Below are 13,171 nucleotides of genomic sequence, written 5' to 3'. Positions count from 1 at the left end.
ACGCTCCTGTCCAATCATCAGAAGCTATGACAGAAAATCAATCATCCCACGATTGGGACAAGCTGGCCGGTAAACTGGAACATCCGCGGACCGAAGAACCGTCTTCCCCGGAGGAAGCCGCGTTTTTCGATATCCGGGAGGCGGCAGAAGGCTGGCAGGAAATAGCCTTACTCAACACTACAACGGCCTGGCAGGAAGTAGCTGCCCGGATACAGCATACCCATAAAAAGACACATGCCATTAATTGGTTCCGTGTGGCCGCCGCAGCGGTAGTCACCGGCTTGATTGCAGGAGGAGCGGTATTCCTGTTAAAATCACCGCGGCAAAAAACAACCACCACTGTAGCGGCACATGCTGCCGATAATCAGCAAATACAGCTGATTACCGGCAGCGGCGCTACAGTTGTACCCGACTCCGGTACCCAACTGAAAGAAGCCGATGGTACCCGCATCTCCGCCGGCAAAACCGCTATTTCCTACGAGGCTGTGCAAACCGCGCAGCAGCTGGTGTTTAATACGCTGGTAGTGCCCCGGGGGCATACGTACAAGGTAGTACTCTCCGATGGCACACGGGTATGGCTCAACGCTGATTCCCGGCTGCGTTTCCCCGTAGCTTTCTCCGGCGATAGCCGCGAAGTGGAACTGGAAGGGGAGGCCTGCTTTGAAACAACACCTGCCGGGGGCAAACCTTTCCTGGTAAAAACCGGCGACATACAGGTAACGGTACTGGCAACGGAATTTAACATCAACGCCTACACGCCTAATACTTTTACGACCCTGGTTTCGGGGAAGGTAAAGGTAGGCGCCGGTACACTCGCTAAAGAGCTGACACCCGGCCAGCAGGCCATTTACCGGCAAGGTACCATGACCGTCGCCAACGTAGACGCAGAACAGTTTACCGCCTGGAAGGAAGGCCTGCTGGTATTTGACAACACCAGCCTGGGCGATATTATGACCCGGCTGGGCCGCGAATACGACTATACTGTGAACTTTGAACATGCATCCCTGCAACAACGACGCCTGGGAGGGAACATCGAAAAATCCCCCAATATCAGCCAGGTACTGGAACTGCTGGAAGAACTAACGGATGTCCACTTTGTAATCGATCAACCAAAACGTACCATTATGGTAAAACAAGGCAAATAAAAAAAAGCGAACATGTTGGAGCATGTTCGCTGGCAGCATAAAAAAGAAAGGCGCGAATATCCGCGCCTTTCTTTTTTTATTTAGTGAGATGAATGAAGCGACTAGAACTCATTCCGCCACATCATGCTTTCTACCGGCCTGATGGTACGGCCATTATATTTGGCATTCCCTTTTTTGTTATACATGGTTTCCACTTCGCCTTCCACCACAAAATAAATCAGCTGGCCAATGGGCATGCCGGCATAAATACGTACCGGTTGTGCGCAGGAAATTTCCAGCGTCCAGGTGTTGCAGAAGCCTACATCGCCTTTACCGGCGGTGGCGTGGATGTCGATACCCAGGCGGCCCGTGCTGGATTTACCTTCCAGGAAAGGGACATGGGCGTGGGTTTCGGTGTATTCGAGGGTTACACCCAGGTAAAGGGTGCCCGGTTGCAGTACATAACCTTCTTCGGGAATCTCGAAATGTTCTATTTCATTGTGTTTGCGTGCGTCCAGGATACGGTCCTTGTAGGTAGCCAGGTATTTGCCCAAATGCACATCATAGGAATTGGTACCCAGGTACTTCCGGTCATAAGGCGAAATAACGATAGTGCCTTTTTCAATTTCTTCCAATATCCGTTTGTCTGACAGGATCATGTTAGGTGTTTTAGTAGTAGCAGGTTGGTTTCAGCATTTAAAGGAAGCGTTAAAAAGCTTTAACCTTTGCTGTTATTTCTGCTTTTTTGCTTTAATTTGGCAAGATATGCCATTAATACGTACCATACAAATTGATCCGGAAACCAGGTTGGGCGTGTGGAGCATTGAAGAGCCGGAAAGTTTTTTCCGGGAAAGGGTACATATCAGCCCCGGTATTCATCATCCACACAAACGGTTACAGCATTTTGCAGGCAGGTATCTGCTGGTAACGCTTTTTCCGGAATTCCCGCTGAACCGGATAAAAGTCAGCGAATCCCGTAAACCCCTGTTACAGTGCGATAGCTTTCATTTTTCTATTTCCCACTGCGGCGACCATGTGGCGGCCATCGTGAGCACCAAAGCCGCTGTAGGAATAGACATTGAAGAAGTAAAAGACAAAATAGAAAGGGTATCCCATAAATTCCTGTCCCCCGATGAACGGGACTTTATAGATCCCCGGCATTCCCTGCCGCATAAAACCATCTGCTGGAGCGCCAAAGAAGCCATGTTTAAATGGTATGGCCTGGGTAGCGTCGATTTTAAAGAAAATCTCGTGTTACAACCCTTTGTTTATCAGCCTACGGGTTTTATCACCGCTAATTTTGTGAAGCCGGATTCAAATACCCGGTTATATTTGCAATATATAATGGAAAATGGTCTGTGTCTGGCATGGACCCATCCGGTGTGAGGAAAGGCTTTTTACTAACTGTTGCGTTATTTTGACTTATGAAAATATTCTTGCTCGGCTTTATGGGAGCCGGAAAATCCTATTGGGGAAAGCAGTTGGCAGATCACTGGAATTTGCCCTACTACGATCTGGACGAGGTGATTGTGGAAGCGGAAGAAATGGCCATCAGCGATATTTTCGCAACAAAAGGAGAGGACTATTTCCGGGAAAAGGAGAGCATGCTGCTCCGGGAATTATCACGCCAGGAGAACTTCCTGATATCCTGCGGCGGTGGTACGCCCTGCTTCCAGGATAATATGGACTTCATGAACGACAAAGGCACTACCATCTGGATCAATCCGCCCCTGGAGACCATGGTGGAAAGGCTGACACGCAAAAAACATAAACGTCCCCTGATCCAGGACCTCGATGATCAGGACCTGGCCGACTTCGTGGAAAAAAAACTGGCCGAACGCAGGCCCTTCTACGAACAATCCAGGCACATCATTACATCCGATAACATTACATTGGATACCTTTACGAAAAATATTGAACATGCATAAAGGATTTTTAGTTTGGGCAGCTGTTTTAGGCGCGCTCGCAGTGATTTTAGGCGCTTTCGGCGCACATAAACTGAAAGAACTGGTGCCCCCCGAAACAGTATCTACTTTTCAGACAGGCGTTACTTACCAGTTCTATCATGTGTTTGCGCTGCTGGCAACCGGCATCCTCTTTGCTTATGCTCCGGGCAGCCAGCTGGAATGGGCGGGCAGATGTTTTATCATCGGCATCTTCCTGTTTTCCGGCTCCCTCTACCTGCTCACCATGCTGAAAGCTACGGGCAACGTAGGATTGAGAGGAATCGGTATCATTACCCCCATTGGTGGCGTGGTATTCATCGCCGGCTGGATTTCCCTCTTACTGGGAATATTGAAAATGAAAGCGTAAAAAGCAGATCGTATATGTATAAAGGATATTGGTTGCTGTGGATGTGTATAACCTGGTGCTCCGTAGCGGTAGCACAACAAACAAAAGATATCAGTGGTAAATGGTACGGTATCACCAAATCCTACTACGGCGATAAACAACGCCTCACCGTTGTACTGGCGAAAGAAGGAGAAGGTTATACCGGGGAACTGCAAAACCCCGATCATGACGATGAAGCCATCTCCCTCGATCATATCATCTACCGTGGCGATACCCTGCTGCTCCGCGTAGATACCATCCAATTCGCCTACACCGGCGTTTGGAACGCTGCCGAAAAACAATTCGAAGGCGTTTTCTCCTGGGGTGGGGTTAAAGGCACATATAACATCTCCCGTAAAGAGATCAGGGAAAGCGATGTTTATAAACGCCCACAGGAACCAAAAAAACCGTATCCTTACTATACGGATGAAGTGAAGTTCGACAATACGCACGATCACATTTCCCTCGCTGGTACATTTACCCGTCCGGCAGCGTGGGGCCGCTACCCGGTAGTGATCCTGCTGAGCGGTTCCGGTCCGCAGGACCGCGACGATGAAATGGCCGGACATAAAACATTCCTGGTGCTGGCCGATTTCCTGGCCCGCAACGGTATCGCCAGCCTCCGCTTCGATGACCGCGGCGTAAACGGTTCCGGTGGCGTATATGCCAAAGCCAGCATATACGACTTCGCCAATGATGCCAAAGCTGCCCTGGAATATCTGAAAACAAGAAAAGACGTAGATCCGTATACGATAGGCCTGCTGGGCCACAGCGAAGGAGCCATCGTGGCACAAATCGCTGCGGCAAACAATAAGTCGGTAGCTTTTGTAGTTTCTTTGGCAGGACTGGGTGTTACCGGCCGTGAAATGGTGGACCAGAAAGTGGTCCTCGATGGACGGATGTCCGGCGCTTCCGATGAGGAAATCAAAGAACGCCTGCAACGGCTGAAACCTTACTGGGACGCATTAGCCAGCGATACCAGTTATACGGTGGCCGCTACCAGGGCAAAAAACGTACTGCGCGATATCTACCGCAACTCACCGGATGAAATCAGGAAACAGGTGTCTGAAGAAACGTTCGTAAATGATATGCAATTCGACCGGGAACTGTCATCCATCCTGTTGTATAAACCGCTGGACTACCTGAAACAAATCAAATGTCCGTTTATGGCTGTCAACGGTACCCGCGATCTCCAGGTAGACGCGACCACTAATTTAAATGCCATAGAACGCGCCCTGCGCGAAAATGGGAATATGCTTGTCACCATACGTAAGTTCGATGGATTAAACCATTTGTTCCAACGTTGTAAAACCTGCACCGTAGCAGAATACGGCGACCTGGAACAAACCATTGACCCCCTGGTGCCGGAATTTATAGCGCACTGGATACTCCAGCTGCCACCAAGGGCCAGGTAATCCCAACTGAAGTTAAATTATGTCCAAGAATAAACTGAAAAACGAAAAACCGGAGAGCAAAAAACCGAAAGCCCCCACACCAAACCCTGAAGTGCTGAAGAAAGACAAGGAGGCTGAGGTAAAAGTAAAAGAACTGGTCAAGGATGAACGCACCCATAAAGTGATGGGCGTGTTCTTCCTGCTCCTGTCTGTCTATTGCTTTATCGCTTTCACCTCCTACCTGTTTACCTGGGAAGATGACCAGGACAAAGTATTCCGCTATACCACCCGCGAACTGCTGATCGGTGATGTAAAAGTGGATAACCTGCTGGGCCGCCTGGGCGCCTATGTCTCCCACAACTTCTTCTACAACGGTGTAGGCATCGCCGCCTACCTGTTCTGCTATTTCTTCTTTATCATCGGCGTTAATTTCATTGTGGGCCGCCGCGTGTTCCGCGTTTGGCGCAATGTGAAATATATGATCTTCGGCCTGCTGTTTATCAGTATGGCTATGGCTTTTGTTACCAATGGGGCCGATTTCCCCTGGGGCGGCGCACTGGGCAATGCGCTCGATAAGTGGACTTCCGGCTTTATCGGTAAAACCGGGACCGCACTGCTGTTGCTCGTAGCAGGCTTTTCCTGGCTCATCTGGAAGTTCAACTTCGATTTTAAATGGCCGGAGAAAAAAGTGAAGCCCCCCAAACCCGCACCGGTAGCACCTGCAGCGCCGGTTACTCCGGCAGTGGCCAGCACGGCGGTTCCTACGCCTGCGCCTGAAACAGCCAAAGGCAACGCCCTCAAAGGCGATGGCGGCGTGGTAGTGATCCCGCCGCACCCGGAAGAAGAGGAGGAAGAAATTCCCATGCAGCTGATCGAAAAAGAGGAGGTAACTGTGATCCCCGCTGCTCATGCGGCTTATGTGCCACCGGTAACACCACCTCCGGTAGCTGCACCGGAACCGGAGATGGACATGGATGAAATGGAAGAAGAGGAGGAGGAAGACCCCGGTCCACTGTTATATGTGGAAGAAGTGCCGGAAGATCTGCCGCCAGCCCCCACCCCTAAAAAGAAAAATCAGCCGGAAGAAGTCGCCTTTGAAATCAAGGAGACTTTCAAGGATGAAGAAGATGAAGTCGAGGAGCTGGCTACCGTCCGCCCCGTTGTGCCGGTAGATCCTTACGATCCGTCGCTGGACCTGCGCGATTACCGCTACCCGGGCCTCGACCTGCTGGAAAACCATAACGCAGACAAAGTAGTGGTACAGGATACCGGTGAACTGGAGAAAAACAAAAACCAGATCATCGATACCCTCAAAAACTACGATATCTCTATCCAGAAAATCAGTGCTACGGTAGGGCCTACTGTTACGCTCTACGAAATTGTGCCAGCCGCCGGTGTCCGCATCTCCCGGATTAAAAACCTGGAAGATGATATCGCCCTGAGCCTTTCCGCCCTGGGTATCCGCATCATCGCGCCTATTCCCGGTAAAGGCACCATCGGTATTGAGGTACCCAATGTTAAAAAGAGCATTGTTTCCCTCAAAGCCCTGCTGGCATCGGAAAAATTCCAGAACAGCACCATGGATCTACCCATCGCCATCGGTAAGAAGATCGACAACGAAAACTTCATCGCCGACCTGGCTAAAATGCCCCACCTGCTGATGGCGGGTGCTACCGGTCAGGGTAAATCCGTTGGTATCAACACTTTGCTGGTGTCGCTGCTGTATAAAAAACATCCTTCCCAGCTCAAGTTTGTACTGGTAGACCCGAAAAAGGTGGAATTATCACTGTATAAACTGATCGAGAAGCACTTCCTGGCCAAACTGCCGGGAGAAGAGGATGCGATCATCACCGACACGAAGAAGGTAATCCACACGCTCAACGCGCTCTGTATAGAAATGGACCTGCGGTACGACCTGCTCAAGGAAGCCGGTACCCGTAATATCCGGGAATACAACGCCAAATTTACCCAACGCCGCCTCAATCCGCAGAAAGGGCACCGGTACCTGCCGTTCATCGTGCTGGTAGTGGATGAGTTCGCGGATCTTATCATGACAGCCGGTAAAGAGGTGGAAATGCCGATTGCCCGTCTGGCCCAGCTGGCCCGTGCGGTGGGTATTCACCTGATCATTGCTACACAACGCCCGTCTGTAAACATTATCACCGGTACCATTAAGGCCAACTTCCCGGCCCGTGTGGCATTTAAGGTGTCTTCCAAGATAGACTCCCGTACCATCCTCGATATTGGAGGCGCCGAACAGTTGATCGGCCAGGGGGATATGCTGGTGTCTTTCAACGGGGAACTGGTACGTCTCCAGTGCGCCTTTGTGGATACGCCGGAGGTAGAAAGCGTGGCTGAGTTCATCGGCAATCAGAAAGGGTATCCTGATGCCTTCCTGCTGCCGGAGTATGTGGATGATAAAGATACTGATGGTAAAGAGCTGAGCCTTGCCGACAGAGACCCGTTGTTTGAAGAAGCGGCCCAGGTGATCGTGCAAACCCAGCAGGGGTCTACATCTTTGCTGCAACGCCGGATGAAACTCGGGTATAACCGTGCAGGCCGCTTGATGGATCAGCTGGAATCCGCCGGTATCGTTGGGCCTAATATGGGGTCCAAGGCCCGTGATGTGCTGGTGAAAAGTGAGTCTGAACTCCAGGAAATTCTTAATGATTTGTTATAATATGTTAAGATGTCGGGGTGTGCGGTATAGATTTTAACAAAATAAACCGAATTTTGCCCCTCCGACTAAAAAAACTAACATCATACCGGCATGGCATTTGACATGGCTGGGTTAGAAAACCAAAAAAATCTACAATGAAGAAATTTGTATTGACAGGATTGTTGTTAAGTGGTATTGTTTTCAGTGGCATGGCCCAGTCCAAAGGCGCCAGCGACCCCAAAGCCAAGACGGTCCTGGACGGTGTCAGCAATAAATTCAAAACCCTTAAAACCGTGGTGGCCAACTTCGTCCTCAAAGTAGAAGGCGCCAACAACAGCGTAAACGATTCCAAAAAAGGGACCGTATACCTGAAAGGGGCTAAATATAAAGTTACCTTGCCTGGTCAGGAAATCATCAGTGATAACAAAACTTCCTGGACATACGCAAAGGATGTGAATGAGGTAACCATCAATAATGTGGACCAGAGCAGCGGTGCCATGACACCGGCCAAACTCTTTACCAATTTCTATGATAAAGATTTCCTGTACCGCCTGGAAGGTGAAAGCAACGAAAAGGGCAAGGTATTACAGAACATCGAAATGACGCCGACAGACAAGGCCAAGAATATCTTTAAAATCATCGTTTCCGTTGACAAGAAGAGCCAGAGCATCGCTAAGATGAAAGTGTTCGAGAAAAACGGTAACCACTATACTTACGAGATTACCAGCTTTACCCCCAACGCGAATGTAACAGATGCTACTTTTACATTTGACGCTAAAAAATATCCGGGTGTAGAAGTAGTGGATCTCCGGTAAAATGGTGAATAGCGAATCAGAAATAGTGAATTTGGGCGGAGTTATAAGCGAAGGAGCGGTGAGACCCTTCTCTGCTTATATCTCCGCCCAAATTTCGTAATCGCAATTCCCGATTATTGTTTTACCTTTGGCAAGTTTCAATTAAAATTAAACAATATGGCATACGACGTAATCGTAATTGGTAGTGGCCCTGGTGGATATGTGGCTGCTATCCGTGCTTCGCAGCTGGGATTTAAAACCGCAGTAGTGGAAAGAGAAAGCCTGGGTGGTATCTGTTTAAACTGGGGCTGTATTCCAACCAAAGCGTTATTAAAAACAGCGCAGGTATTTGAATATACACAGCATTCCAAAGACTATGGTATCACTATCGGAGATGCGAAGGTTGATTTTGATGCTGTTATCAAGCGCAGTCGTGGCGTTGCTGATAAAATGAGCAGGGGCGTACAGTTCCTGATGAAAAAAAATAAAATCGACGTAATCATGGGCACCGGCAAGCTGAAAAGCAAAGGCCAGGTGGAAGTGACTGATAAAGACGGTAAAGCTACCGTATACGACGCTAAACACATCATCCTGGCTACAGGAGCCCGCGCCCGCGAGCTGCCTAACCTGAAAATCGACGGCAAAAACGTCATCGGTTACCGCCAGGCAATGGTACTGCCCCAACAGCCTAAATCCATGATCGTGGTTGGTTCCGGCGCTATCGGTGTGGAGTTCGCTTACTTCTACGCTACCCTGGGCACTAAAGTGACCATCGTCGAGTTCATGCCACGCATCGTACCAGTGGAAGATGAAGACATCTCCAAAGAACTGGAAAAAATCTACAAAAAGAAAGGTATCGAAATCATGACCAATGCTTCTGTTGAAGCGGTGGAAGCTGCTGGTAACGGTGTGAAAGCGAAAGTGAAAACACAAACCGGCGAAGTAACCCTCGAAGCAGACGTGGTACTGAGCGCTGTAGGTATCGCTGCCAATATCGAAAACCTGGGCCTGGAAACACTGGGTATCAAAACCGATAAAGGCCGCGTAACTGTTGATAAATACTACCAGACCAACGTTCCGGGCGTTTACGCTATCGGTGACATGGTTCCCGGTCAGGCACTGGCACACGTTGCCTCTAAAGAAGGTATCATCTGCGTGGAAGCTATCGCCTACAACGAGAAAAAATACGCACACAAACCTGAAACTATCGACTACATGAACATTCCGGGATGTACTTACTGCGCACCGGAAATCGCTTCTGTAGGTTATACTGAAAAAGCAGCTAAAGAAGCCGGATACGAAGTGAAAGTGGGTAAATTCCCCTTCTCTGCTTCCGGTAAAGCTTCTGCCGCAGGCGCTACTGAAGGTTTCGTAAAAGTAATCTTCGACGCTAAATACGGCGAATGGCTGGGTACTCACATGATCGGCGCTAACGTGACCGAAATCATCGCTGAAACAGTAGTTGCCCGCAAACTGGAAACTACTTACCAGGAAGTACTGGATTCTATCCACCCGCACCCTACTATGAGCGAATCTGTAAAAGATGCGATCGAAGTAGCTTACGGCGAAGCAATCCACCTGTAATCAACTTAAGTTGTATGATATACAAAAGGCCTGCATTGCAGGCCTTTTGCTTTTATTATTGTTTGACGATCTGCTTCGAATAAATACGCTGGTTCCCCAGAAAAACACTGCAATTATATACTCCCGGCGCCAGCCGGTCCACCGGAACAGACTCCTGCATATCACTAATCGTCCGCTGTAAAACAATCCTGCCACCCATATCGGTCAGCACGACCTGCCTTACCCGGAACTCCTTGTCCAGTATGATTAGCTGACTAAGCACCGGATTAGGAAACACCAATATGTTATGGTCCAGCAATATACTAACGGAGGATATGTCCGAATAAATAAACCGTCCATCTGCTGTTTCCAGTGCTACCCGGTATTGCACGATGCCCTCATAAGGTTGCTGGTCCAGGAAGGTGTAGTCGGTAGCATCGGTTACAGGCTGACTACCCAACCGCGTCCAGCCGTTGGGGGCGCGCCTTTCCCAATAAATACCTTTAAGCAGATAAGTAGACCCCAGCTGTAGCGTGAGCTGCACCTGGTTGTTGACAGTCCTGTCGGCCAGTAAAGTGCTGACGTAACAGCCTACGCCCTGCAACGTGTAATTGGAAGCATAGCTGCGGGCGCCTTCCCAGCCGGCAGGAGCAACCGGGCTCACGGCGTAATAAAGAGAAGTGGCGGTTTGTTTGGGAATAAACAGGAAAGTATCGGTTACCTGCCGGAAAGGCGCCATCACACCTTGTTGTAGGGCATATACCTGGTAACGGCGCGCTGCGGGTAACCGGTCCCAATACACCATGGCGGTGTCCGTACAGTTGAAACCGGTGAAGACGGTGAGTTGCGGCGCGATAAAAAAAGGTGGACTAATAAACGAAGTATCCGTTAACGTTAGCTTAAGCCATACTTTACTGAAGGTATTCGGGGTGCTCCAGTTGTAAGGCTGTTGCAGGGGGAGTTGTTGTGCAATGGTGGTCCAGGTGGCGCCGCTGTCAATGCTGTAGGAGAGATCACCGTTACCACTATACGTAGTTTCCCATAGCAGGGGAGTGGGCTGTGAAGCGGGCAACATCGCACTGTCAATAGGATTCTGCCAGGCAAAGGACGGTTCGGTAATATAAGTATACACCAGGTAAAACGGTTGACTGGCGGTAGCAAGTTTTTTCCCTTTTATGGTGATATGCAGATTACCAGCCACCGGCCGATCGATGCTGATCTGTTCATTGTTATTCAGGCTGTCAATGCCGCGGTGGGCGGGCTGTCGCAGGGAATCCAGTGCCGGGAACGGATTGAGTACCCAGGGCATCCAGGTGGCGCCATCAGCGGTGACGGCCTGCATATCCAGGTCGTTGACCAGCGCCTGCGGCGCATTGGGAGCTGCGGCGGGATCATTCCAGGAAAGGGTGACTTTCAACTGCTGCAGACCTGCGGGTATGGGAATATCAAAAGAAGTGGCGCCGCCGTTGGTAACGGTCCCCTGGCGGTAATGCCCGGCGTTTAATGTAGTAAGGGCGCCGGCAGCATGCAGGTTACCATAACCATAGGTATAAGCTGGTCTGCCACCTTTGGGTAAAACGGCGCTGTTGATCAGTAAGGCGCGTACCAACGCGGCGGAGGGGGCCACGCCATGTAACTGGCGATAGGCATCCTGTATCAACGCTACTACGCCGCTGGTGAGGGCAGCAGCGCCGGAGGTGCCATCCTGGCCGTACGCCGCTATTTCCGGTTTGATACGGCCATCGTAGGCAGGGCCTTTGGAGGAGCCCCTGCTCATGTCGAAATTGGCTTCTGTACCACCCACTGCGATCACATTTTTAGCGTGTTTGTAATTACCCGTTAGGTTAGCAAACAATCCAAGTCCCTGGTAGCGGCCATCACGGGGGATACTATCGCCACTGTTGCCGGAGGAAAATACATGCACCAGCGTATCGGCTTCCGCGATCTGTTGATCATAGGCGGCGGCCATGGAGCCGTATTCGTTGACGATGCCACTGCCATAGGAGTGATTTTGCACTGTAATGCCAAACTGTTGAAAATAACTGTTGTCGTCGGGAAATAGGGTACCGTAACCGCTGGGACTTAACGACGCTGCAGGAGCTACCCCCAACCCGTTCATTCCTGTGTTGCCGGCGCCTGCTATCAGGGTTGCCATGATGGTGGCATGAGGGCTGCGGTCGGATGACTGCAGGGCAGAACGCAGGTATCTTCCCGAAAGATCAATATCAGTAGTATCAAATAAATCTTCTTTAACGGAAACGGTTATACGTTTTCCTCGTACGGCTGGAAACTGTTGCTGTGCCACATTAATACGGTTCACATACGGATTAATGGTGTTGATGATCACCTCCGGTGCGGGACGTCGTATTATATCGGCAGTGGTGACGTAAGGTAATGTAATTACCGCAGGCCAGTCGCGTTGTGGCAGTTTAATCACTGCAGCATGGTAACGGTCAATGCGGTGTACTATTCGTGCGGGTGGTACCGTTGCCCGTTCCCCGGTATAGGATATCTGTATCGTTATACTGTCGGCTGGCCGCAATGATGCCAGTTGCGCCAGCAAGGCCGCTGTAGCTTTGTAATTGGCGTTGGCAGGATAATGGTACGCTATTTTTTTACGGAAAGTAGTGTCAGCAGGAAGTTGTTGTAAGATGTAGTGGTGGCTTGATAATGCTTTGACAACGCCGCATGCCGCCAGTGTTTTTTCATCCGGTGCACGAACGAATTTTACCAGCAGGGGGGATGATGCGGACGATGTAGTTAACGTATCGGCGCCATATGTTTTGATCATCACACTATCCTGCATGCGCTGCTGCGACATGGCAGAGAAGTGAAGGGATAACAGCGCAACGAATGCTGGCAGTGCTTTGACGGTTTTCTTTTTCATGCTTACGGGCGATAGATCCTGGGAGGTACGATGTTACTTAAAACTACTGCAATAAATCGTTCAACACAATTTTTTATGCGGACAGGCGCAAAATATTTTTTTTAAGTTCAACGAAAGTTGTAATATTGGTAACACGATAATTTAATTGAAAACGAGCAACGAAATCTAAACCATACGAGAGAACCGATAACCATTGGGTTAACTGAAGAGCAAGTCTGAATCGCCGGAAATACCCGGTACTACTGAATCATAGCCAATCATTGAAGATGCATGCAGGTGTCCTGAAAAAGACATCAACGCTGTGATATGTCTGCTAAAGAAGAGCACTGAAAGCCCGCTTTTTTCGGATGTGTTAACACCATGCAAGTTGTTGTTTGTAGGTAGCATTGTTTACTTCCGCCAGTAGCACTGCCCCAACA

Annotated in this window: 10 protein-coding genes; 8 read left to right on the top strand and 2 right to left on the bottom strand. The window is 49.8% G+C overall.

The window, feature by feature from the left end:
* Nucleotides 1–26 precede the first annotated feature (26 nt).
* Nucleotides 27–1,145 carry a FecR family protein gene (locus tag ICL07_RS16290; protein ID WP_188089086.1) on the top strand — a complete coding sequence of 373 codons (1,119 nt, stop codon included), beginning with the start codon at nucleotides 27–29 and terminating at the stop codon, nucleotides 1,143–1,145.
* A 101-nt stretch (nucleotides 1,146–1,246) separates the two neighbouring features.
* On the opposite strand, the gene dcd is transcribed toward ICL07_RS16290, so the two are convergent.
* Nucleotides 1,247–1,783 (bottom strand): dCTP deaminase, encoded by a 537-nt coding sequence (gene dcd / locus ICL07_RS16285; RefSeq protein ID WP_188089085.1) that lies wholly within the window; start codon nucleotides 1,781–1,783, stop codon nucleotides 1,247–1,249.
* 106 nt (nucleotides 1,784–1,889) lie between these two features.
* Between dcd and ICL07_RS16280 the strand changes: the two genes are divergently transcribed.
* From ICL07_RS16280 to lpdA, 7 genes are all read left to right on the top strand, one after another.
* A complete protein-coding gene (locus ICL07_RS16280) occupies nucleotides 1,890–2,510 on the top strand; it encodes a 4'-phosphopantetheinyl transferase family protein (protein ID WP_188089084.1) in 621 nt (206 codons plus the stop codon).
* A 38-nt stretch (nucleotides 2,511–2,548) separates the two neighbouring features.
* Nucleotides 2,549–3,052, top strand: coding sequence for a shikimate kinase (locus ICL07_RS16275; protein ID WP_188089083.1), 504 nt, complete (start codon nucleotides 2,549–2,551; stop codon nucleotides 3,050–3,052).
* The gene (locus ICL07_RS16270; protein WP_188089082.1) at nucleotides 3,045–3,437 is read left to right on the top strand and encodes a DUF423 domain-containing protein; all 393 of its coding nucleotides are present in this window, start codon (nucleotides 3,045–3,047) and stop codon (nucleotides 3,435–3,437) included. The genes ICL07_RS16275 and ICL07_RS16270 overlap by 8 nt, the downstream gene beginning before the upstream one ends.
* Nucleotides 3,438–3,451: 14 nt before the next feature.
* Nucleotides 3,452–4,870 carry an alpha/beta hydrolase family protein gene (locus tag ICL07_RS16265; RefSeq protein ID WP_188089081.1) on the top strand — a complete coding sequence of 473 codons (1,419 nt, stop codon included), beginning with the start codon at nucleotides 3,452–3,454 and terminating at the stop codon, nucleotides 4,868–4,870.
* Nucleotides 4,871–4,889: 19 nt separating this feature from the next.
* The gene (locus ICL07_RS16260) at nucleotides 4,890–7,529 is read left to right on the top strand and encodes an FtsK/SpoIIIE family DNA translocase (RefSeq protein WP_188089080.1); all 2,640 of its coding nucleotides are present in this window, start codon (nucleotides 4,890–4,892) and stop codon (nucleotides 7,527–7,529) included.
* A 134-nt stretch (nucleotides 7,530–7,663) separates the two neighbouring features.
* Nucleotides 7,664–8,323, top strand: a complete 660-nt coding sequence (lolA1, locus tag ICL07_RS16255) for an outer membrane lipoprotein periplasmic chaperone LolA1 (RefSeq protein WP_188089079.1) — start codon at nucleotides 7,664–7,666, stop codon at nucleotides 8,321–8,323.
* Between the two features lie 156 nt (nucleotides 8,324–8,479).
* A complete protein-coding gene (lpdA, locus tag ICL07_RS16250; protein WP_188089078.1) occupies nucleotides 8,480–9,886 on the top strand; it encodes a dihydrolipoyl dehydrogenase in 1,407 nt (468 codons plus the stop codon).
* A 55-nt stretch (nucleotides 9,887–9,941) separates the two neighbouring features.
* Here the strand turns inward: lpdA and ICL07_RS16245 are convergent, their stop codons facing one another.
* Nucleotides 9,942–12,752 (bottom strand): S8 family serine peptidase, encoded by a 2,811-nt coding sequence (locus ICL07_RS16245; protein WP_188089077.1) that lies wholly within the window; start codon nucleotides 12,750–12,752, stop codon nucleotides 9,942–9,944.
* Between the last annotated feature and the right edge of the window lie 419 nt (nucleotides 12,753–13,171).

Source organism: Chitinophaga qingshengii, assembly GCF_014529935.1.
Classification (GTDB): domain Bacteria; phylum Bacteroidota; class Bacteroidia; order Chitinophagales; family Chitinophagaceae; genus Chitinophaga; species Chitinophaga qingshengii.
This window is presented reverse-complemented; position numbering and strand designations above follow the sequence as displayed.

What these genes read in the sequence shown, in the direction of transcription:
- ICL07_RS16290 (WP_188089086.1), top strand. Translation starts at nt 27, where the DNA reads ATGACAGAAAATCAATCATCCCACGATTGGGACAAGCTGGCCGGTAAA.
- ICL07_RS16245 (WP_188089077.1), bottom strand. Translation starts at nt 12,752, where the DNA reads ATGAAAAAGAAAACCGTCAAAGCACTGCCAGCATTCGTTGCGCTGTTA.
- lolA1 (WP_188089079.1), top strand. Translation starts at nt 7,664, where the DNA reads ATGAAGAAATTTGTATTGACAGGATTGTTGTTAAGTGGTATTGTTTTC.
- dcd (WP_188089085.1), bottom strand. Translation starts at nt 1,783, where the DNA reads ATGATCCTGTCAGACAAACGGATATTGGAAGAAATTGAAAAAGGCACT.
- ICL07_RS16265 (WP_188089081.1), top strand. Translation starts at nt 3,452, where the DNA reads ATGTATAAAGGATATTGGTTGCTGTGGATGTGTATAACCTGGTGCTCC.
- lpdA (WP_188089078.1), top strand. Translation starts at nt 8,480, where the DNA reads ATGGCATACGACGTAATCGTAATTGGTAGTGGCCCTGGTGGATATGTG.
- ICL07_RS16260 (WP_188089080.1), top strand. Translation starts at nt 4,890, where the DNA reads ATGTCCAAGAATAAACTGAAAAACGAAAAACCGGAGAGCAAAAAACCG.
- ICL07_RS16270 (WP_188089082.1), top strand. Translation starts at nt 3,045, where the DNA reads ATGCATAAAGGATTTTTAGTTTGGGCAGCTGTTTTAGGCGCGCTCGCA.
- ICL07_RS16275 (WP_188089083.1), top strand. Translation starts at nt 2,549, where the DNA reads ATGAAAATATTCTTGCTCGGCTTTATGGGAGCCGGAAAATCCTATTGG.
- ICL07_RS16280 (WP_188089084.1), top strand. Translation starts at nt 1,890, where the DNA reads ATGCCATTAATACGTACCATACAAATTGATCCGGAAACCAGGTTGGGC.